This is a genomic window from Pseudomonas sp. Bout1 (assembly GCF_034314165.1).
In the GTDB taxonomy this organism is placed as follows: domain Bacteria; phylum Pseudomonadota; class Gammaproteobacteria; order Pseudomonadales; family Pseudomonadaceae; genus Aquipseudomonas.
Map to the genome: position 1 here is coordinate 4,472,458 of NZ_JAVIWK010000001.1, position 20,819 is coordinate 4,493,276.

Below are 20,819 nucleotides of genomic sequence, written 5' to 3' on the forward strand. Positions count from 1 at the left end.
ACTTTGAACCATGGCCACTATCCACGTAGACGGCAAAGAGCTCGAAGTCGATGGGGCAGACAACCTGTTACAGGCGTGTCTGTCGCTAGGCCTCGACATTCCATATTTCTGCTGGCACCCCGCCCTTGGCAGCGTTGGCGCTTGCCGCCAGTGCGCGGTCAAGCAGTACACCGACGAGAACGACACCCGTGGTCGTATCGTGATGTCCTGCATGACCCCTGCCACCGACGGCAGCTGGATTTCCATCGAAGACGAAGAAGCGAAAGTGTTTCGCGCCAGCGTCGTCGAATGGCTGATGACCAACCACCCGCACGACTGCCCAGTGTGTGAGGAAGGCGGCCATTGCCACCTGCAAGACATGACCGTGATGACCGGCCACAACGAGCGCCGGTATCGCTTCACCAAGCGTACTCACCAGAACCAGCAACTGGGCCCGTTCATTTCCCACGAGATGAACCGCTGCATCGCTTGCTACCGCTGCGTGCGCTTCTATAAGGACTACGCCGGCGGCACCGACCTCGGTGTATTCGGCGCCCACGACAACGTGTACTTCGGTCGCGTTGAAGACGGCACCCTCGAAAGCGAGTTCTCCGGCAACCTCACCGAGGTCTGCCCGACCGGTGTGTTCACCGACAAGACTCACTCCGAGCGCTACAACCGTAAGTGGGACATGCAGTTCTCGCCGAGCATCTGCCATGGCTGCTCCAGCGGTTGCAACATCTCCCCGGGCGAGCGCTACGGCGAACTGCGTCGGATCGAAAACCGCTTCAACGGTTCGGTCAACCAGTACTTCCTGTGCGACCGTGGCCGTTTCGGCTATGGCTACGTCAACCGCGAAGACCGCCCGCGTCAGCCACTGCTGGCCGATGGTGCCAAGTTGAGCCTGGACGCGGCGCTGGATAAAGCCGCTGACTTGCTGCGCGGTCGCAACATCGTCGGTATCGGTTCGCCCCGCGCCAGCCTTGAAAGCAACTATGCGTTGCGCGAGCTGGTAGGTGCCGAGCACTTCTACTCGGGTATCGAAGCCGGTGAACTGGAGCGCATCCGCCTGGTGCTGCAAGTTTTGAACGACAGCCCGCTGCCGGTTCCGAACATGCGCGACATCGAAGACCACGACGCGATCTTCGTCCTCGGTGAAGACCTGACCCAAACCGCCGCCCGTGTTGCCCTGTCCCTGCGCCAGTCGGTGAAAGGCAAGGCTGAAGACATGGCCGACGCCATGCGCGTGCAGCCATGGCTCGACGCTGCGGTGAAGAACATCGGCCAGCACGCGCTGAACCCGCTGTTTATCGCCAGCCTGACCGCCACCAAGCTCGACGACATCGCTGAAGAATGCGTACACGCCGCGCCCGACGACCTGGCTCGCATCGGTTTCGCCGTGGCCCACGCCATCGACGCCAGCGCACCGGCCGTTGAAGGCCTAGACGCTGAAGCCGTTGAATTGGCCAAGCGCATCGCCGACGCCCTGCTGGCCGCCAAGCGTCCATTGATCATTGCCGGTACCTCGCTGGGTTCCAAGGCGCTGATCGAAGCTGCTGCCAACATTGCCAAAGCCTTGAAGCTGCGCGAAAAGAACGGCTCCATCAGCCTGATCGTGCCGGAAGCCAACAGCCTCGGCCTGGCCATGCTCGGTGGCGAGTCCCTGGACGCTGCGTTGCAAGCCGTGACCGACGGCAATGCCGATGCGATCGTGGTACTGGAAAACGACCTGTACACCCGCACTGATTCGGCCAAGGTCGACGCAGCGCTGAACGCGGCCAAAGTGGTGATCGTTGCCGACCACCAGAAAACCGCCACCAGCGACCGCGCCCACCTGGTACTGCCGGCCGCCAGCTTTGCTGAAGGCGACGGCACCCTGGTCAGCCAGGAAGGCCGCGCCCAGCGCTTCTTCCAGGTGTTCGATCCGAAGTACATGGACGCCAGCATCCTGGTTCACGAAGGCTGGCGCTGGCTGCATGCCCTGCGCGCTACCCTGCTGAACCAGCCGATCGACTGGACCCAGCTCGACCACGTGACCGCGGCCGCCGCAGCAGCCGCACCGCAACTGGCACGCATCGTCGATGCGGCGCCGTCTGCCTCGTTCCGCATCAAGGGCATGAAACTCGCCCGTGAACCGCTGCGTTACTCCGGCCGTACCGCCATGCGGGCTGACATCAGCGTGCATGAGCCACGTACCCCGCAAGACAACGACACCGCGTTTGCCTTCTCCATGGAAGGTTACTCGGGTTCGGTCGAGCCTCGTCAGCAGGTGCCGTTTGCCTGGTCGCCGGGCTGGAACTCGCCGCAAGCCTGGAACAAGTTCCAGGACGAAGTCGGTGGTCACATTCGTGCTGGCGACCCGGGCACCCGCCTGATCGAAAGCACCGGTGACTCGCTGAACTGGTTCGCCAGCGTTCCGCGTCCGTTCAACCCGGCCCAGGGTACCTGGCAGGTTGTGCCGTTCTTCCACCTGTTCGGCAGCGAAGAAACCTCTTCCAAAGCCGCCCCGGTACAAGAGCGCATTCCAGCCGCCTACGTATCCGTAGCCAAGTCCGAAGCCGACCGCCTGGGCGTCAACGACGGTGCCCTGCTCAGCTTGAACGTAGCCGGCAAGACCCTGCGTCTGCCACTGCGTATCGACGAAGAGTTGGGTGCTGGCCTGGTTGCATTGCCAAAAGGCCTCGCCGGGATTCCTCCCGCGATCTTCGGCCTTACCGTTGACGGTCTGCAGGAGGCAGCTCAATGACTTGGTTCACCCCTGAAGTGATCGACGTGATCATCGCGGTGGTCAAGGCCATCGTGATCCTGTTGGCCGTGGTCGTGGCGGGCGCCTTGCTCAGCTTCGTCGAACGTCGCCTGCTGGGCTGGTGGCAGGACCGTTACGGTCCGAACCGCGTTGGCCCGTTTGGTATGTTCCAGATCGCCGCCGACATGCTGAAAATGTTCTTCAAGGAAGACTGGACCCCGCCGTTTGCCGACAAGGTGATCTTCACCCTGGCACCGGTCGTGGCCATGAGCGCCTTGTTGATTGCCTTCGCAGTCATCCCGATCACCCCGACCTGGGGCGTGGCGGACCTGAACATCGGCTTGCTGTTCTTCTTCGCCATGGCCGGTTTGTCGGTCTACGCGGTGCTGTTCGCCGGTTGGGCCAGTAACAACAAGTTCGCCCTGCTGGGCAGCTTGCGGGCTTCGGCCCAGACCGTGTCCTACGAAGTGTTCATGGGCCTCGCGCTGATGGGCATCGTGGTGCAGGTGGGCTCGTTCAACATGCGCGACATCGTCGAGTACCAGGCGCAGAACCTGTGGTTCATCATTCCGCAGTTCTTCGGCTTCTGTACCTTCTTCATTGCTGGCGTGGCCGTGACTCACCGTCACCCGTTCGACCAACCGGAAGCGGAACAGGAACTGGCCGACGGTTACCACATTGAATATGCCGGCATGAAATGGGGCATGTTCTTCGTAGGTGAGTACATCGGCATCATCTTGATCTCGGCCCTGTTGGTCACGCTGTTCTTCGGCGGCTGGCACGGTCCGTTCGGCATCCTGCCGCAGCTGGCGTTCTTCTGGTTCTTCCTGAAGACCGCGTTCTTCATCATGCTGTTCATCCTGCTGCGCGCTTCCATCCCGCGTCCACGGTATGACCAGGTGATGGATTTCAGCTGGCGATTCTGCCTGCCGCTGACCCTGATCAATTTGCTGGTGACTGCTGCCGTTGTGTTGTTGAACACGCCAGCGGGCGCGGTTCAGTGAGGATTTGACCCATGTTCAAATATATTGGCGACATCGTTAAGGGTACCGGTACCCAGTTGCGAAGCCTGGTGATGGTGTTCGGTCACGGCTTTCGCAAACGCGACACCCTGCAATACCCGGAAGAAGCGGTGTACCTGCCGCCGCGTTATCGCGGCCGCATCGTCCTGACCCGCGACCCCGACGGCGAAGAGCGCTGCGTGGCCTGCAACCTGTGCGCCGTGGCGTGCCCGGTGGGTTGCATCTCGCTGCAGAAAGCTGAAACCGAAGACGGTCGCTGGTACCCGGACTTCTTTCGCATTAACTTCTCGCGCTGCATTTTCTGCGGCCTCTGCGAGGAAGCTTGCCCGACCACCGCGATCCAGCTGACACCGGATTTCGAGATGGCCGAGTTCAAACGTCAGGACCTGGTGTACGAGAAAGAAGATCTGCTGATCTCTGGTCCCGGTAAAAACCCTGATTACAACTTCTATCGTGTTGCAGGTATGGCCGTTGCCGGTAAGCCCAAAGGCGCCGCACAAAACGAAGCCGAGCCGATCAACGTGAAGAGCTTGCTGCCTTAAGGAAGAAAGATGGAATTCGCTTTCTATTTCGCATCGGGTATTGCAGTGGTGTCCACGCTTCGCGTGATCACCAACACTAACCCCGTGCACGCCCTGCTCTACCTGATCATTTCGCTGATCGCCGTGGCCATGACCTTCTTCAGCCTCGGCGCACCGTTCGCCGGTGTGCTGGAAGTGATCGCCTACGCCGGCGCCATCATGGTGCTGTTCGTGTTTGTGGTGATGATGCTCAACCTGGGGCCGGCTTCGGTCGCCCAGGAGCGCGTCTGGCTCAAGCCCGGCATCTGGCTGGGCCCGGTGATCCTGGCAGCCCTGCTGCTGGGTGAACTGCTGTATGTGCTGTTCGCTCACCAGAGCGGCCAGGCCATCGGCCACACCACCGTAGACGCGAAAGCCGTGGGCATCAGCCTGTTCGGCCCGTACCTGCTGGTGGTCGAACTGGCTTCGATGCTGCTGCTCGCTGCAGCCATCACCGCCTTCCACTTGGGCCGCAACGAAGCCAAGGAGCAATGACGATGCCTGCTATCCCTTTGGAGCATGGTCTGGCGGTCGCCGGCATCCTGTTCTGCCTTGGCCTGGTCGGCCTGATGGTTCGCCGCAACATTCTGTTCGTGTTGATGAGCCTGGAAATCATGATGAACGCCGCGGCACTCGCGTTCATCGTGGCCGGTAGCCGTTGGGGCCAGCCGGATGGACAAGTGATGTTCATCCTGGTGATCAGCCTGGCAGCCGCCGAGGCCAGTATTGGCCTGGCGATCCTGCTGCAACTGTATCGTCGCTTCCACACGCTTGATATCGACGCTGCCAGTGAGATGCGCGGATGAACATGATCTTTCTGACTTTCGTATTTCCCCTGATCGGTTTCCTGCTGCTGTCGTTCTCCCGTGGACGCTGGTCGGAAAACCTCTCGGCCTTGATCGGCGTGGGTTCCATTGGCCTGTCGGCGATTGTCGCCGCCTACGTCATCTGGCAATTCAATGTCGCACCGCCTGAAGGCGGTCACTACACCCTGGTGCTGTGGCAGTGGATGTCGGTGGAGGGCTTCAAGCCCAACTTCGCCCTCTACGTCGACGGCCTGTCGATCACCATGCTGGGCGTGGTGGTGGGTGTAGGCTTCCTGATCCACCTGTTCGCGTCCTGGTACATGCGCGGTGAGGCGGGTTACTCGCGCTTCTTCGCCTACACCAACCTGTTTATCGCCAGCATGCTGTTCCTGGTGCTCGGCGATAACCTGTTGTTCCTGTACTTCGGCTGGGAAGGCGTGGGCCTGTGCTCGTACCTGTTGATCGGTTTCTACTACAGCAACCGCAACAACGGTAACGCAGCCCTCAAAGCCTTTATCGTGACCCGGATCGGCGACGTGTTCATGGCCATCGGCCTGTTCATCCTGTTCCAACAAGTGGGCACGCTGAACATCCAGGAACTGCTGGTGCTGGCACCGCAGAAATTCCAGGTCGGCGACTTCTGGATCACCCTGGCGACCCTGATGCTGCTGGGTGGCGCTGTCGGTAAATCGGCACAACTGCCGCTGCAAACCTGGCTGGCGGATGCAATGGCCGGTCCTACCCCGGTGTCGGCACTGATCCACGCCGCCACCATGGTGACCGCCGGTGTCTACCTGATCGCCCGTACCCACGGCCTGTTCACCCTGGCGCCGGAGATTCTGCACCTGGTGGGCCTGGTGGGTGGCGTGACCCTGGTACTGGCAGGTTTTGCGGCCCTGGTTCAGACCGACATCAAGCGTATCCTCGCCTACTCGACCATGAGCCAGATCGGCTACATGTTCCTGGCCCTGGGCGTTGGTGCCTGGGACGGCGCGATCTTCCACCTGATGACCCACGCCTTCTTCAAGGCCCTGCTGTTCCTTGCTTCCGGTGCGGTGATCGTTGCCTGCCACCACGAGCAGAACATCTTCAAGATGGGCGGCCTGTGGAAAAAACTGCCGTTGGCCTACGCCAGCTTCATCGTCGGCGGCGCGGCGTTGTCGGCCCTGCCACTGGTGACCGCAGGTTTCTACTCCAAGGACGAAATCCTCTGGGAAGCCTTTGCCAGCGGTAACCACGGCCTGCTGTACGCCGGCCTGGTAGGTGCGTTCATGACCTCGCTGTACACCTTCCGCCTGATCTTCATCACGTTCCACGGTGAAGCCAAGACTGAAGCGCATGCAGGCCATGGCATTTCCCACTGGCTGCCGCTGTCGGTGCTGATCGTCCTGTCGACCTTCGTCGGCGCCATGATCACCCCACCGCTGGCCGGTGTACTGCCAGAAAGCGCCGGCCATGCCGGCGGCGCTGCCAAGCACAGCCTGGAAATCGCCTCGGGCGCCATCGCCATCGCCGGTATCCTGCTGGCGGCACTGTTGTTCCTTGGCAAGCGTCGCTTCGTGACGGCCGTGGCCAACAGCGGCATTGGTCGCTTCCTGTCGGCCTGGTGGTTCGCCGCGTGGGGCTTCGACTGGATCTACGACAAACTGTTCGTCAAGCCCTACCTCGCCATCAGCCACGTACTGCGCAAAGACCCGCTCGACCAGACCATCGGTTTGATCCCGCGTGCCGCCAAGGCCGGTCACACCGCCCTGAGCCGCAGCGAGACCGGCCAATTGCGCTGGTACGCGGCTTCCATGGCGGCGGGTGCCGTGCTGGTGATCGGCGCCATCGTTGTGGTAGCGGTCTGACTATGAACATTGCGTACTTTGCGAACTTGCGAAAGGAAACGAGCCCGTCATGATTCTGCCCTGGCTAATCCTGATCCCCTTTATCGGCGGCCTGCTCTGCTGGATGGGTGAACGCTTCGGCGCCACCCTGCCCCGCTGGATTGCGTTGCTGACCATGTCCCTGGAACTCGCACTCGGCCTCTGGCTGTGGGCCCATGGCGACTATTCATTTGCTCCGGCACCGGGTGTCGATCCAACTTTCGCGCTTGAATTCAAGCACGTGTGGATCCAGCGCTTCGGCATCAACGTGCACCTGGCCCTCGACGGCCTGTCGCTGTTGATGATCCTGCTGACCGGCCTGCTGGGTATCCTCTCGGTACTCTGCTCCTGGAAAGAAATTCAGCGTCACGTGGGTTTCTTCCACTTGAACCTGATGTGGATTTTGGGCGGTGTTGTCGGCGTGTTCCTTGCGCTGGACCTGTTCATGTTCTTCTTCTTCTGGGAAATGATGCTGGTGCCGATGTACTTCCTCATCGCGCTCTGGGGTCACAGTTCTTCGGACGGCAAGAAAACCCGGATCTACGCGGCGACCAAGTTCTTCATCTTCACCCAGGCTTCCGGCCTGATCATGTTGGTGGCGATCCTGGGTCTGGTACTGGTCAACTTCAACAGCACGGGCGTGATCACTTTCAACTACGCCGACCTGTTGAAAACCAAGATGTCCCTGACCACCGAGTACATCCTGATGCTGGGCTTCTTCATCGCGTTCGCGGTGAAGCTGCCGGTGGTGCCGTTCCACTCCTGGCTGCCTGACGCTCACGCCCAGGCGCCGACCGCAGGTTCCGTGGACCTGGCCGGTATCCTGTTGAAGACGGCGGCCTACGGCCTGCTGCGTTTCGCCCTGCCGCTGTTCCCGAATGCCTCGGCCGAGTTTGCGCCGATCGCCATGACCCTCGGTCTGATCGGGATCTTCTACGGTGCGTTCCTGGCCTTTGCCCAAACCGATATCAAGCGTCTGATTGCCTTCTCGTCCGTTTCCCACATGGGTTTCGTCCTGATCGGCATCTACTCCGGTAGCCAACTGGCGCTGCAAGGCGCGGTGATCCAGATGCTGGCTCACGGTGTGTCGGCAGCAGCACTGTTTATCCTCAGTGGCCAGCTGTACGAGCGCCTGCACACCCGTGACATGCGTGAGATGGGTGGCGTGTGGTCGCGTATTGCCTACTTGCCGGCCATCAGCCTGTTCTTCGCCGCCGCATCGCTGGGCTTACCGGGTACCGGTAACTTCATCGGCGAGTTCCTGATCCTGATGGGTGCCTTCGTGCATACACCGTGGATCAGTGCGATCGCGACTTCAGGCCTGGTGTTCGGTTCGGTCTACTCGCTGATCATGATCCACCGTGCGTACTTCGGCCCGGCCAAGTCCGACACCGTGTTGCACGGCATGGACGGTCGCGAACTGATCATGGTGCTCGGCCTGGCGGTACTGCTGGTGTTCATCGGCGTGTACCCGCAACCGTTCCTGGATACCTCTGCCGCAACGATGCATGGCGTGCAGCAATGGTTCAGCACCGCCTTCACTCAACTCGCTTCGGCCCGGTAAGAGCGCTATGGAATTCACGATCCAACACTTTATCGCGCTTGCGCCGCTGCTGATCTCCAGCCTCACCGTTGTGGTGGTGATGCTGGCGATCGCATGGCGGCGCAACCACTCCCAGACCTTCCTGATTTCCGTGGCAGGTTTGAACCTGGCCTTGCTGTCGATTATCCCGGCACTCAAGGTCGCACCGCTGGCGGTGACGCCGCTGTTGATGGTCGATGACTTCGCGCTGCTGTATATCGCGCTGATCCTCGTGGCCACCCTGGCCTGCGTCACCCTCGCCCACGCCTACCTCGGCGAAGGCGGCACCGGTTACCCAGGCAACAAGGAAGAGCTGTACCTGCTGATCCTGCTGGCTGCGACCGGCGGTATCGTGCTGGTCAGCGCCCAGCACCTGGCCGGCTTGTTCATCGGCCTGGAACTGCTGTCGATCCCGGTCTACGGCCTGGTGGCGTATGCCTTCTTCAACAAGCGCTCCCTGGAAGCCGGCATCAAGTACATGGTGCTGTCGGCAGCCGGTTCAGCGTTCCTGTTGTTCGGTATGGCCCTGCTCTACGCAGAAGCCGGCAGCCTGAGCTTCAGCGGTATCGGTCACGCCCTGGCAGCCTCCGGCAGCCCTGCGCCAATCGCCCAATTGGGCCTGGCCATGATGCTGATCGGCCTGGCGTTCAAGCTGTCGCTGGTGCCGTTCCACCTGTGGACCCCGGACGTGTACGAAGGCGCCCCGGCGCCGGTGGCCGCGTTCCTGGCTACCGCGTCGAAAGTCGCCGTGTTTGCCGTGATGGTGCGTCTGTTCCAGATCTCGCCGGCGGCCAACACTGGTGTACTCAGCAACGTGCTGACCATCATCGCGATCGCCTCGATCCTGTTCGGTAACCTGCTGGCGCTGACCCAGAACAACCTCAAGCGTCTGCTGGGTTATTCGTCGATCGCACACTTCGGCTACCTGCTGATCGCCCTGGTGGCGAGCAAGGGCCTGGCGATGGAAGCCATCGGCGTGTACCTGGTCACCTACGTCATCACCAGCCTGGGTGCATTCGGTGTGATCACACTGATGTCCTCGCCTTACAAAGGCCGTGACGCCGACGCCCTGTACGAATACCGCGGCCTGTTCTGGCGCCGTCCGTACCTGACCGCCGTACTGACCGTGATGATGCTGTCCCTGGCCGGTATCCCGCTGACCGCCGGCTTCATCGGCAAGTTCTACATCGTGGCAACCGGTGTCGAGGCTCACGAATGGTGGTTGGTGGCTTCCCTGGTACTGGGCAGCGCCATCGGCGTTTTCTACTACCTGCGCGTGATGGTCACCTTGTACCTGATCGAGCCAAACCTGCGCCGTGTGGACGCCGAGTTGCACTGGGAACAGAAAGCAGGCGGCGTGATGCTGCTGGCAATCGCCCTGCTGGCGTTCTTCCTGGGTGTTTACCCACAACCGTTGCTCACCCTGGTGCAGCATGCGGTGATGGCGGGTTGATCGCTTAGTCAAACGCAGCAAGCAAAACGGCGCCTTAGGGCGCCGTTTTGCGTTTCTGGAGAAGGTAATCTTGTCAGGTTGAAGAAGCCTGCCTCCCGTAGCAGCTGTCGAGCTCAAGCGAGGCTGCGTCGGCCACGCCGTCGTTATAGAGCCAGGCACAAGATCAAGTTGAGCCGACGCAGCCTCGCGTGAGCTCGACAGCTGCTACGGCAGCTCCAGCAGTGGCGGTAAATCCGCAATCAAATCCTGAACTGCCCCACCAACTGCCCCAACCGCTGCCCCAGGTCTGCCAGGCTGCGGGAGGTCTGGGCGCCCTGTTGGGTTTCATCCGCCACGCTGTCCACCGCCACCGCGATCTGATGCACGCTGCGGTTGATCTCTTCGGCCACGGCGGTTTGTTCTTCGGCGGCGCTGGCGATTTGCGCGTTCATCGAGTTGATGGTGCCGATCAACTGCGCGATGGTGTCCAGGGACGCACCCGCTTCATTGGCCTGGGCGGACGTGCCGTCGCCGGCATCACTGGAGCGGCGCATGGATTCCACGGCGGCTTCGGTGCCTTTCTGCAGGCGGTCGATCATGCCTTGGATTTCCTGGGTGCTTTGCTGGGTACGGCTGGCCAAAGCCCGTACTTCGTCAGCAACTACGGCAAAACCACGGCCGGCCTCCCCTGCCCGCGCGGCTTCAATGGCGGCGTTGAGGGCAAGCAAGTTGGTCTGCTCGGCGATCGAGCGGATCACCCCCAACACGCTGACAATCGATGACACGTCCTGCTGCAAGCTGTCCAGGGACACACCGCTGCTGCGGATGTCGTTCACCAGCGCATGAATCTGCGCGATGCTGGCGTCCACGACTTTTTTCGCGGCCTGACCTTCGGCGTCGGTCTGTTGCGCCGCCACCGCCGCGCCTTGGGCACTGCGCGCCACTTCGTGGGCAGCAGAAGACATTTCGTTGATCGCGGTCGCCACCTGGTCCGTCTCGTGACGCTGGCGCTCCATGGCTTTTTCCGAGCGATTGGCTTGCTCGGCGACCTGGCTTACGAGGCCGGTAAGCTGGGAGGTCATTTCGGTAATCTGGCGCACCAGGCCGTGGATCTTGTCGACAAACCGGTTGAACGAGCCCGCCAGTTCGCCCAGTTCATCCTGGCTGGTAATGGCCAGGCGGCGGGTAAGGTCGCCCTCACCGGCAGCGATGTCGTCCAGATTGACCTTCATCAGCTGCAACGGCCGCAGGATGGTATTGGCCACGAGCATGCCCACGGCGGCAATCACCAACAGCACCACCACGGCAATCCCGATGATGCTCAACAGCACACCTTCCATGCGCTTTTCCACCTTGGCCTGAACCTCGGCGACCTGGGCGTCGATGCCATCCAGGTTCACCGACGTACCGATCACCATGTCCCACTTGGGCAGGTATTCGGTGTAGCCAAGCTTGGGTACCAACTCGGTCTGGCCGGGCTGCGTCGAGCTGTATTGCAGGTAATGAGTGCCATCCTTGCCGACCTTCACCAGGTCGCGGTTGACGTAGACGCCATTCGGGTCGCGGTTGTCCTTGAAGCTTTTGCCGACGCCGTCCGGGCTGTTGCCCTTGAACAGGCGAATGGTCTCGGAGTCATAGCCGAAGAAATAACCGTCCTTGCCGTAGCTGGTGTTGGACAGCAGCTTGACCACCTGGGCCCGCACAGCTGTGTCGCCCGGGGCGGCAGCGTCGTACAGCGGCTTGATGGTGGTCATGGCCACCTCGACGTAGCCGCGCAAGGTGGCCTTGGCGTCGTTGAGCAGGTTCTGACGGGTTTCTTCGACCTCGTTACGGGCCTGCTCCTGGAGGATCCAGACCGTCGTCAGGCTGATAATCAGGGCAAACAACAGTACGGGCAGTACGGCGAGGGACAGGACTTTGGCCTTCAGGCTAAGGCGCATGGCTTTTCTCTCTTATTCAAGGAAGACTTGAGAGGTTAACGGCCAGGCGCCCTGATTCTGTAGGACAACCCTGTCAGAGGGTCATTGCGGCAAACCAGCCAAACGCCAGCAGCGGAATGTTGTAATGCAGGAAGGTGGGCACCACGGTGTCCCAAATATGATGGTGTTGGCCGTCGATGTTCAAACCCGAGGTCGGGCCCAGGGTGGAGTCCGACGCTGGTGAGCCGGCATCGCCCAGCGCCCCGGCGGTGCCGACGATGCACACGATAGCCAGCGGGCTGAAGCCCAGCTGCACGCACAGCGGCACAAAGATCGCCGCCAGGATCGGCACCGTGGAAAACGACGAGCCGATGCCCATGGTCACCAGCAAACCCACCAGCAGCATCAGCAACGCGCCCACACCGCGGCTATGGCCGATAAACGCCGCCGAAGCTTGCACGAGTGTCTGCACTTCGCCGGTGGCCTTGAGCACTTCGGCAAAACCCGACGAAGCGATCATGATGAAGCCGATCATCGCCATCATCTTCATGCCTTCGGTAAACAGGTCATCGGTGTCGCGCCAACGCACGATGCCCGACACCGAAAAGATCAGGAACCCGGCCAGGGCGCCGATGATCATCGAGTCCAGCCACAGCTGGATGATGAACGCCGAGGCAATCGCCAGGCCGGCCACCAGCAATGTGAGCGGGTTGTATTGCACCGCCACCTGCTCGACCCGCTCGATCTTCTCCAGGTCGTAGACACGCTTCTTGCGGTAGCTGATAAACACCGCCACCAGCAGGCCGACCACCATGCCCAGCGCCGGGAGGCCCATGGCATGGGTGACGTTGACCTGGCTGATGTCGACACCGCTCTTGGCCACGTTGGCCAGCAGGATCTGGTTCAGGAAGATGTTGCCGAAGCCCACCGGCAGAAACATGTAGGGCGTGATCAGGCCGAAGGTCATGACGCAGGCTATCAACCGGCGGTCCAGTTGCAGCTTGGTCAGCACGTATAAAAGTGGCGGTACCAACAATGGGATAAACGCAATGTGGATAGGCAGGATGTTCTGCGAGGCGATTGCGACCACCCAGAGCAAGCCGATCAACAGCCACTTGACGTGGCTGCCGCCCGTGGCTTCCTGGCGATCTACCAGCAGCAGGGCTTTGTCCGCCAGCGCATGGGCCAGGCCGGACTTGGCAATCGCCACGGCGAAGGCGCCGAGCAGCGCATAGGACAACGCCACCGTGGCACCGCCGCCCAGGCCGCTGTTGAACGCCTTGAGCGTTGCGTCGATGCCCAGGCCGCCGGTCAGGCCACCCACCAGGGCGCCGACAATGATCGCGATCACCACATGCACGCGGGACAGACTGAGCACCAGCATGGTGCCGACCGCGGCGATTACTGCATTAATCATCGTTACCTCAAGCCAGAAAACGTAAAAAAGCACGCACCTGCCCGGGCGGCTGTCGGGAACGGCTGCCGCAAATCAGGTTTTAAAGGTGTTTTATTAGAGGGCGCGCACTTTGCAGCACCCGGCCTGGCTTGTCAAAAATGTGGGGAGGGGTGCCAAGCCCCCTCACCACAAAGCCCCCTCACCACACAAACAGGTTTAAATTGAACGTTTGAATAAAGAAAACTCCTGCGCGGCCGATACAAGCAGATCGTCTCTGTCGTATCGAAAAGTTAAGGAAGGCTCCATGTCGCTCAGACAGCTGTCCATTCAATGGAAAATTACCCTGCTGGCCGGTCTTTGCCTGCTGGGCATCGTGACCTTGCTGGTCGGTCTCTCGCTGTACCGCATGGCGCAGAGCTCCGAGCTGGTCAAGGCTTCCAGTATGGAGATGCTCGACGAAGCCGCTCAGGCGCGCATCGAAGCCCAAGGTGACGTCCAGGCACTGGGCATCCGCCAGCAGTTCATGGACGCCTATCAGTACGGCCACGGTTTTTCCCGACAGGTATTGTTCCTGCGCGAACAGGCCGAAAAACGCTTCCTAGATGCCTTCGACCTGCGTGAAGACCTGACCCGCCAGGTCAAGGCCGCGCTGCAAGCCAACCCGGACCTGCTGGGACTGTCCCTGGTGTTCGAGGCCAACGCACTGGATGGCAAGGACGAGTTGTTCGCCAATCAACAAGAGCTGGGCAGCAACGACAAGGGCCGCTTTGCGCTGTATTGGTCCCAGCCTACCGCAGGCAAGCTGACTTCAATGTCACTGCCCGAAAGCGACATGTCCGACACCAGCGTCGGACCCAGTGGCGAAAAAGCCAACGCCTGGTTCACTTGCCCGCGCACCACCCTCAAGCCGTGTGTGATCGAACCCTACTTCTATGTGATCGACGGGCAAAAGGTGCTGATGACCAGCATCGTGTTCCCACTGATGGTCAACGGCAAAGTCATCGCCTCGCTGTCGGTGGACATCAACCTCAACAGCCTGCAGGCGGTCAGCCAACACGCCAGCCAGAAACTCTATGACGGCCAGACCAGCGTCAGCATCATCAGCCCGGTGGGCCTGCTGGCCGGCTACAGCCCGGACGCCGGCAAACTCAGCCAGCGCCTGGACACCGTCGACACCGTCAACGGCGCACAGTTGATCAGCTCGCTGGCGACCAGCACCCAGACTCGCAGCGTGCGTACCGATCATCAACTCAAGGTACTGGCACCGTTCCTGCCAATTCCCGACGGCAAACCATGGGGCGTTCTGCTGGATGTGCCGGAAAAGGTCCTGGTCGCTCCGGCTGAAGCCCTCAAGGCCGAACTGGATGCTGACAACGCCAAGGGCACGCTGCTGGAACTGGGCCTAGGCCTGCTCGCCGCGATCGTTGGGTTGTTGCTGGTGTGGCTGATGGCCCGCAGCGTGACCCGGCCGATCCTCGGTGTGGCGCGCATGCTGGAAGACATTGCCAGCGGCGAAGGCGACCTGACCCGGCGCCTGGCCTACGACAAACACGACGAACTCGGCGAGCTGGCCGGCTGGTTCAACCGGTTCCTCGATAAGCTGCAACCGATCATTGCCCAGGTCAAACGCTCGGTGCAGGACGCCCGTGGCACCGCCGACCAATCGGCCGCAATTGCCACGCAAACCAGCGCCGGCATGGAGCAGCAGTACCGCCAGGTCGACCAGGTGGCCACCGCCTCCCACGAGATGAGCGCCACCGCCCAGGACGTCGCCCGCAGCGCAGCGCAAGCCGCCCAGGCTGCCCGCGATGCTGACCAGGCCACGCGTGAAGGCTTGAGGGTGATCGACCGCACCACCACCAGCATCGGCCACCTCGCAGCAGATATGAGTACGGCGATGAGCCAGGTTGAAGGACTGGCGGCCAACAGCGAGAAAATCGGTTCGGTACTGGAAGTGATTCGTGCGATTGCCGAGCAGACCAACCTGCTGGCACTGAACGCCGCCATCGAAGCCGCCCGCGCGGGTGAAGCCGGTCGTGGTTTCGCCGTGGTCGCCGACGAAGTGCGCAACCTGGCGCGGCGCACGCAAGAGTCGGTTGAAGAAACCCGCCTGGTGATCGAGCAATTGCAAAGCGGCACCCAGGACGTGGTCGGCTCGATGAGCAACAGCCATCGCCAGGCCCAGGGCAGCGTCGAACAGGTAGGCCAGGCCGTGACAGCGCTGCGCCAGATCGGCGATGCGGTGACGGTGATCAGCGACATGAACCTGCAAATCGCCAGCGCCGCCGAAGAGCAAAGTGCGGTGGCCGAGGAGATCAACAACAACGTAGCAACGATTCGGGATGTGACGGAGTCGTTGTCCGAGCAGGCGAATGAATCGGCGCGAGTCAGCCAGGCGTTGAACAGCTTGGCGAACCAGCAGCAGGGCCTGATGGATCAGTTCAGGGTTTGATGAGCTGCTGGATACTTCGGCAATAAGCCCGAGTATCCCGTAGCAGCTGTCGAGCCTCGGCGAGGCTGCGTTGGCGGTGTGTCAGGCATACCGCAACGCAGCCTCGCCGAGGCTCGACAGCTGCTACGGTTTGTTTTCAATGGCGGCGTGGCAGGTCGATAACTACCTTTAACCCGCCCAGCTCGCTCTCCTGCAACAGCAGCACCCCGCCCCACACCTCGACGATATCCCGCACGATCCCCAGTCCCAGCCCATGGCCGTCAGTCTGCTCATCCAGCCGTGTGCCTCGGCTGAAGACCTGGTCGCGCTGGCTCTCGGGAATTCCCGGCCCGTCATCTTCCACCGCCAGCCGAAAGCCTTCGGCGGTTTCGCCGATGCTCAACACGATCTCCGCATCCGCCCATTTGCAGGCGTTATCCAGCAGGTTGCCCAACAGCTCCAGCAGGTCCTCGCGGTCCCACGGCAATTGCAAACCGGGGCGTACGCGGTAACTCAAATCCAGATGTTCGCCATGGATCATGTTCAAGGTCGCCAGCAGGCCCGGCAACTCGCCATCGCAGTCAAACAGGGCGCCGGGCAGCGTCTCGCCGGCCAGGCGGGCACGATTGAGTTCGCGGTTAAGCCGTTGCTGCACCTGCTCCAACTGTTCGCGCAGCAACTTGCTCAACTGCGGGTGGTCCTTGAGCTGCTCGCTGGACGCCACGCTCAACAGCACCGCCAATGGGGTTTTCAAGGCATGGCCGAGGTTGCCCAAGGCATTGCGTGAGCGCTTGAGGCTGTCTTCGGTGTGGGCCAGCAAATGGTTGATCTGCGCCACCAGCGGTTCCAGTTCCACCGGGACCTGGGTGTCCAGTTGCGAGCGCTGGCCTTGTTGCAGTTGGGCGATCTGGTTACGCGCAGTCTCCAGCGGGCGCAAGGCGCGGCGCACGGTGACCCGCTGCAGGATCAGGATCAGTAACAGCGCCGCCAGCCCCAGCACCAGGCCAATCTGGCGCATCAGGCGAAAGCTTTCCCTGACCGGGGTGTAGTCCTGGGCCACGCTGATGGAAATCGACTGGCCGAAGCGTTTGTAGTCCGAACGCAACACCAGCAACTGTTGGCCCTCCGGGCCCAATTGCAGGTTGCCCTTGAGCCCGGCCTGGGGCAGCTGTGGCAGTTCCTGGTCCCATAACGAGCGCGAACGCCAGTGTGTGTCGGCAAAGTCGATACGAAAATAGTGCCCGGAAAACGGCCGTTGGTAGGCCGGCGACAGCCGTTGCTCATCCAGCTGCACACCCGCTGGCCCACGCACAAGCGCTACCAGCAGGTTCTCACTGTCGTTGCGCAAGCCCGATTCCAGGTAGCGCTGCAGGCCCATTTCGAACAGCCACAGGCTGGTCTGCGCCAGCACCAGGCCGACGATCACCATCACGCTGATCAGCCCCAGGCTCAGGCGCCGCTGGATCGACTTCATGCAGGGCTGGCGCCAAACCGGTAACCCTGGCCGCGCCGGGTCTCGATCACGCTGCGGCCCAACTTGCGGCGCAGGTGATTGACGTGCACTTCCAGCACATTGGAATCACGCTCGGTCTCGCCATCGTACAAGTGCTCGGCCAAGTGGCTTTTTGAAAGGATTTGCTCGGGGTGCAGCATGAAGTAACGCAACAACCGAAACTCGGCGGCGGTCAGCTGGATCTCCTCGCCGTCACGCATCACGCATTGGCGGCCTTCGTCCAGGTGCAAGCCGGCGGCTTGCAAGGTGGGCTGATTGGCCTGGCCATGGGAGCGCCGCAGCAACGCCTGGATACGCAGGTGCAGCTCCTCGGGATGGAACGGCTTGCTCAGGTAATCATCGGCCCCGGCCTTGAGCCCTTCGATGCGTTCGGCCCAGGAGTCGCGGGCGGTGAGGATCAGCACCGGCGTGGCCAGGCCAGCGGCGCGCCACTGCGTCAATACCTCAAGCCCCGGCAAACCCGGCAGGCCGAGGTCGAGGATGATCAGGTCGTAGGGTTCGCTGCGCCCCTGGTACACCGCATCGCGCCCGTCCGCCAGCCAGTCCACCGCATAACCCTGGCGGTTGAGGCCGGCCATCAGTTCGTCGGCCAGGGGTACGTGGTCTTCCACCAGGAGCAGGCGCATCAGTCGTCTTCCTTGTCTTTGAGCAGTTGGCCGGTGTTGGCGTCGAGTTCGATCTCACGCACCACGCCTTCCACCGTCAACAGTTCGATTTCATAGATATAACGCACAGGGCGATCCTTGTGCTCTTCAAGCTCGGCGTCGAGCAGCTTGGCGCCCGGGTAGCGCTCGAACGCGGGGCCCAGCAGATGTTCAAGCGGCGCGATCACGCCCTTCTGGCGCAGGCGCAGCGCTTCGTCCGGGCCCAGGTCCCGAGCAGCCAGGCCTGAGCAAAATGCCAGGAGCACCAGTGCCATTTGAGCGCTGGTGCGCAGATTTACCTTCATTACGTATCCTGATGATCCTTGAGGACAGCCCCAGTGACGGCGTCCAGTTCCAGGTCCCACTCAACGCCCTGGGCGTCACGCAGTTCAACCTGATAAAGGTATTTGCCGTATTCCTCTTCAAGCTCGGTTTCATGAACGGTGGCGCCAGGATGTTTGGCCAGGGCCGTGGCATTGAGCTTCTCGAAGGACACGATGGTACCAGCGTCGCGCAACTTCAGTGCTTCGTCCGGCCCCAAGTCGCGAGCCTGGGCGACACCCGCGGTGAGGGTGATGATACTGCTGGCGATCAAGGCTGTGAGGGTTTTCATGGTGAGTCTCCGTTTCAGGATATTTTGCCTACGGGCTCACGGTACTGGATCCAACTTAACTGAAACTGAATTGCCACCATGGCAATTCTCTGCAACACCTTTGCCTGCAACCGGCCAGGATTTTCTATACTGCCCTGCTTGCGGTAAATGAGACCGATATGACTGCTATCCATATGAAGTTCCCAGCCTTGACCCTCAAGGCCGGCAAACGTGCCTTCGCGCGCATCCGCGAGCAGGGCCTCGCGCCTGCAGATGTCGGCATCCTGCCCGGCGCCGCCGGTGGCCCCAAGGCCTTGGGTATCCAGGGGCTGGACCTGGCGCTGTTCGGAGACTGGCTGCCGCGCGCGCCACGCGAACGTGCGCTGATCGGCGCCTCGATTGGCTCGTGGCGTTTCGCCAGTGCCTGCCTGCCCGACCCGGTGCAAGGCCTGCTGGACCTGGGCCGGTTGTATAACGAACAGCGCTTTGCCAAAGGCGTGACCATGGCCGAAGTCAGCCAGAGTTGCGTACGCATGCTCGACGACCTGCTGGCCGGCCGCGATGCGCGGGTACTCGACAACCCGAACTACCGGCTGAACATCATGGTGGTCAAAAGCCACGGGCTGCTCGCCGACGACCACCGTGGTCGTCTCGGCCTGGGCCTGTCATCCGTGATCGCCGACAACCTGCGGGGCCGCGCACGGCTGTCACGCCACTTCGAACGGCTGATCGTCCACGACCCACGCCAGGCGCCACCGCTGCATGCGCTCACGGATTTCCCCTCGCGCTTCCTTAACCTGGAACTGGGCAACCTGCGCCAGGCGCTGCTGGCGTCCGGCTCGATCCCCATGGTGATGCAAGGTGTGCGCGACCTGCCGGGTGCAGGCACAGGCACTTACCGCGATGGCGGCCTGCTGGACTATCACCTCGACCTGCCCTACCACGGCGATGACATCGTGCTGTACCCGCACTTCACCGACCGGGTTATCCCCGGCTGGTTCGATAAAGGTTTGCCGTGGCGGCGCGCCAATCAACAAGGGTTGCAGGATGTATTGCTGGTGGCGCCGTCGAAGGAGTATCTCGCCCGCCTGCCTCACGGCAAACTGCCAGACCGCAGTGACTTCAAGCGCTTTATGGGCGATGACCCTGGCCGTAACAAGTACTGGCAAACCGCGATGAGCGAAAGCCAACGGCTGGGGGATGAATTTTTGCAACTGGCCGATAACGGGCAATTGGGCGAACGCCTGCTGGCTCTCTGACGCCCCCCGTAGCAGCTGTCGAGCCCAAGCGAGGCTGCGTCAGCAGCACCTCGGTTTGCCAGACAAACCGAAAACGCCGCCTCGCCAAGGCTCGACAGCTGCTACGCGGTATGTGCGCGACGAGGTAACAAACTGTTAAACTCGCTGCCTGCCAGACACCTCACCGAGCTGAAAAACCCTGTGGAAATCTTCAAAGAATTTACATTCGAATCTGCCCACCGCTTGCCCCACGTTCCGCAAGGCCACAAATGCGGGCGCCTGCATGGCCATTCGTTCAAGGTGGCGATCCACCTCAGCGGCGACCTCGACCCGCATACCGGCTGGATCCGCGACTTCTCGGAGATCAAGGCGATTTTCAAGCCGCTCTACGAACGCCTCGACCACAACTACCTCAATGACATCCCAGGCCTTGAGAACCCGACCAGCGAAGTGCTGGCCAAGTGGATCTGGACTGAATTGAAACCGCTGTTGCCGGAACTCAGCGCGATTCGCATCCATGAGACCTGCACCAGCGGCTGCATTTATCGCGGCGAATAAGCGGCGACGTAAAAAACCACTGTGGTGAGGGGGGCAAGCCCCCTCGCCACAAGTGATTCTGGAGGTCCGCCGCGATGCCAACCCTTATTCGCCCCGCCACCGTTGACGATATCGCAACCATCGAGGCCATCGTCCACGCCGCCTACTCCCCTTACATCGAACGAATCGGGCGCAAGCCAGGGCCGATGCTGGATGACTATCGTCAACAGGTCGCCGCTGGGCGGGTACACGTTCTGGAGCGCGCAGGCCAGGTGCACGGCTTTGTCGTGCTGATCCATCACGACGAGTACCTGCTGCTGGACAACCTGGCGGTCGACCCGGGCGCGCAAGGTCTGGGTTACGGGAGCCTATTGCTGGCGTTCGCGCAAAGCCAGGCCACCCATGGCGTCATCCGTCTCTACACCAACGAAGCAATGACCGAAAATATTGCGCTGTACGCCCGCAAAGGCTATACGCAAACCCATCGCGCCGAGGAAAACGGCCTGCGCCGGGTCTACATGCAGAAAGACCTCGGCGCTTCTCACTGAAGGAGC

18 protein-coding genes and 2 pseudogenes are annotated in these 20,819 nt (G+C 61.6%); 13 read left to right on the top strand and 7 right to left on the bottom strand.

The window, feature by feature from the left end; all coding sequences use genetic code 11:
• The first annotated feature begins 10 nt into the window (after positions 1–10).
• Genes nuoG through nuoN form a run of 8 tightly spaced genes read left to right on the top strand, consistent with a single transcriptional unit; the run spans position 11 to position 10,016 of the window.
• Entirely contained in the window at positions 11–2,725 is a 2,715-nt protein-coding gene (nuoG, locus tag RGV33_RS20895) for an NADH-quinone oxidoreductase subunit NuoG (RefSeq protein ID WP_322145927.1), read from the top strand.
• The gene (gene nuoH / locus RGV33_RS20900; protein ID WP_088426354.1) at positions 2,722–3,729 is read left to right on the top strand and encodes an NADH-quinone oxidoreductase subunit NuoH; all 1,008 of its coding nucleotides are present in this window, start codon (positions 2,722–2,724) and stop codon (positions 3,727–3,729) included. The genes nuoG and nuoH overlap by 4 nt, the downstream gene beginning before the upstream one ends.
• 11 nt (positions 3,730–3,740) lie before the next feature.
• Complete coding sequence (gene nuoI, locus RGV33_RS20905; RefSeq protein ID WP_003174725.1) at positions 3,741–4,289, top strand: NADH-quinone oxidoreductase subunit NuoI; 549 nt, start codon at positions 3,741–3,743, stop codon at positions 4,287–4,289.
• A 9-nt stretch (positions 4,290–4,298) separates the two neighbouring features.
• Positions 4,299–4,802 (top strand): NADH-quinone oxidoreductase subunit J, encoded by a 504-nt coding sequence (nuoJ, locus tag RGV33_RS20910; RefSeq protein ID WP_003219561.1) that lies wholly within the window; start codon positions 4,299–4,301, stop codon positions 4,800–4,802.
• A gap of 2 nt (positions 4,803–4,804) precedes the next feature.
• A complete protein-coding gene (gene nuoK / locus RGV33_RS20915) occupies positions 4,805–5,113 on the top strand; it encodes an NADH-quinone oxidoreductase subunit NuoK (protein WP_003219560.1) in 309 nt (102 codons plus the stop codon).
• Positions 5,110–6,963 carry an NADH-quinone oxidoreductase subunit L gene (nuoL, locus tag RGV33_RS20920; RefSeq protein WP_322145928.1) on the top strand — a complete coding sequence of 618 codons (1,854 nt, stop codon included), beginning with the start codon at positions 5,110–5,112 and terminating at the stop codon, positions 6,961–6,963. Before nuoK ends, nuoL begins: the two co-directional genes overlap by 4 nt.
• A gap of 49 nt (positions 6,964–7,012) precedes the next feature.
• On the top strand, positions 7,013–8,545 hold the full coding sequence (gene nuoM, locus RGV33_RS20925; RefSeq protein ID WP_017476147.1) for an NADH-quinone oxidoreductase subunit M: 1,533 nt from the start codon (positions 7,013–7,015) through the stop codon (positions 8,543–8,545).
• A 7-nt stretch (positions 8,546–8,552) separates the two neighbouring features.
• The gene (gene nuoN, locus RGV33_RS20930; RefSeq protein ID WP_088426352.1) at positions 8,553–10,016 is read left to right on the top strand and encodes an NADH-quinone oxidoreductase subunit NuoN; all 1,464 of its coding nucleotides are present in this window, start codon (positions 8,553–8,555) and stop codon (positions 10,014–10,016) included.
• Positions 10,017–10,255: 239 nt separating this feature from the next.
• On the opposite strand, the gene RGV33_RS34300 is transcribed toward nuoN, so the two are convergent.
• The 3 genes and pseudogenes from RGV33_RS34300 to RGV33_RS20940 all read right to left on the bottom strand — a co-directional run bounded on the left by RGV33_RS34300 (position 10,256) and on the right by RGV33_RS20940 (position 13,328).
• The gene (locus tag RGV33_RS34300) at positions 10,256–11,077 is read right to left on the bottom strand and encodes a methyl-accepting chemotaxis protein (RefSeq protein ID WP_416152131.1); all 822 of its coding nucleotides are present in this window, start codon (positions 11,075–11,077) and stop codon (positions 10,256–10,258) included.
• A gap of 36 nt (positions 11,078–11,113) precedes the next feature.
• Positions 11,114–11,935, bottom strand: a pseudogene (locus tag RGV33_RS34305) (cache domain-containing protein); the annotation flags it as partial.
• A 73-nt stretch (positions 11,936–12,008) separates the two neighbouring features.
• Positions 12,009–13,328, bottom strand: a complete 1,320-nt coding sequence (locus RGV33_RS20940) for a Na+/H+ antiporter family protein (RefSeq protein ID WP_322148713.1) — start codon at positions 13,326–13,328, stop codon at positions 12,009–12,011.
• 1,429 nt (positions 13,329–14,757) lie between these two features.
• On the opposite strand from RGV33_RS20940, the pseudogene RGV33_RS34310 reads away from it, so the two are divergent.
• A pseudogene (locus tag RGV33_RS34310) lies at positions 14,758–14,904 on the top strand (HAMP domain-containing protein); the annotation flags it as partial.
• Between the two features lie 102 nt (positions 14,905–15,006).
• Complete coding sequence (locus tag RGV33_RS34315) at positions 15,007–15,762, top strand: methyl-accepting chemotaxis protein (RefSeq protein ID WP_416152132.1); 756 nt, start codon at positions 15,007–15,009, stop codon at positions 15,760–15,762.
• 136 nt (positions 15,763–15,898) lie between these two features.
• Here RGV33_RS34315 and RGV33_RS20950 read toward each other — a convergent pair whose 3' ends face one another.
• The 4 genes from RGV33_RS20950 to RGV33_RS20965 are packed head-to-tail and all read right to left on the bottom strand — an operon-like array spanning position 15,899 to position 18,511.
• Positions 15,899–17,215 (bottom strand): sensor histidine kinase, encoded by a 1,317-nt coding sequence (locus tag RGV33_RS20950; RefSeq protein ID WP_322145931.1) that lies wholly within the window; start codon positions 17,213–17,215, stop codon positions 15,899–15,901.
• Entirely contained in the window at positions 17,212–17,880 is a 669-nt protein-coding gene (locus RGV33_RS20955) for a response regulator transcription factor (RefSeq protein ID WP_017476155.1), read from the bottom strand. Before RGV33_RS20955 ends, RGV33_RS20950 begins: the two co-directional genes overlap by 4 nt.
• A complete protein-coding gene (locus RGV33_RS20960; protein WP_322145932.1) occupies positions 17,880–18,203 on the bottom strand; it encodes a PepSY domain-containing protein in 324 nt (107 codons plus the stop codon). Before RGV33_RS20960 ends, RGV33_RS20955 begins: the two co-directional genes overlap by 1 nt.
• Positions 18,203–18,511, bottom strand: coding sequence for a PepSY domain-containing protein (locus RGV33_RS20965; RefSeq protein ID WP_322145933.1), 309 nt, complete (start codon positions 18,509–18,511; stop codon positions 18,203–18,205). The genes RGV33_RS20960 and RGV33_RS20965 overlap by 1 nt, the downstream gene beginning before the upstream one ends.
• A 158-nt stretch (positions 18,512–18,669) precedes the next feature.
• Here RGV33_RS20965 and RGV33_RS20970 point away from each other — a divergent pair, with 158 nt between their 5' ends.
• The 3 genes from RGV33_RS20970 to RGV33_RS20980 all read left to right on the top strand — a co-directional run bounded on the left by RGV33_RS20970 (position 18,670) and on the right by RGV33_RS20980 (position 20,813).
• Positions 18,670–19,749, top strand: a complete 1,080-nt coding sequence (locus tag RGV33_RS20970) for a patatin-like phospholipase family protein (protein WP_322145934.1) — start codon at positions 18,670–18,672, stop codon at positions 19,747–19,749.
• A 180-nt stretch (positions 19,750–19,929) separates the two neighbouring features.
• Positions 19,930–20,286 (top strand): 6-carboxytetrahydropterin synthase QueD, encoded by a 357-nt coding sequence (queD, locus tag RGV33_RS20975; RefSeq protein ID WP_219268315.1) that lies wholly within the window; start codon positions 19,930–19,932, stop codon positions 20,284–20,286.
• A gap of 74 nt (positions 20,287–20,360) precedes the next feature.
• On the top strand, positions 20,361–20,813 hold the full coding sequence (locus RGV33_RS20980; RefSeq protein ID WP_322145935.1) for a GNAT family N-acetyltransferase: 453 nt from the start codon (positions 20,361–20,363) through the stop codon (positions 20,811–20,813).
• Positions 20,814–20,819 lie beyond the last annotated feature (6 nt).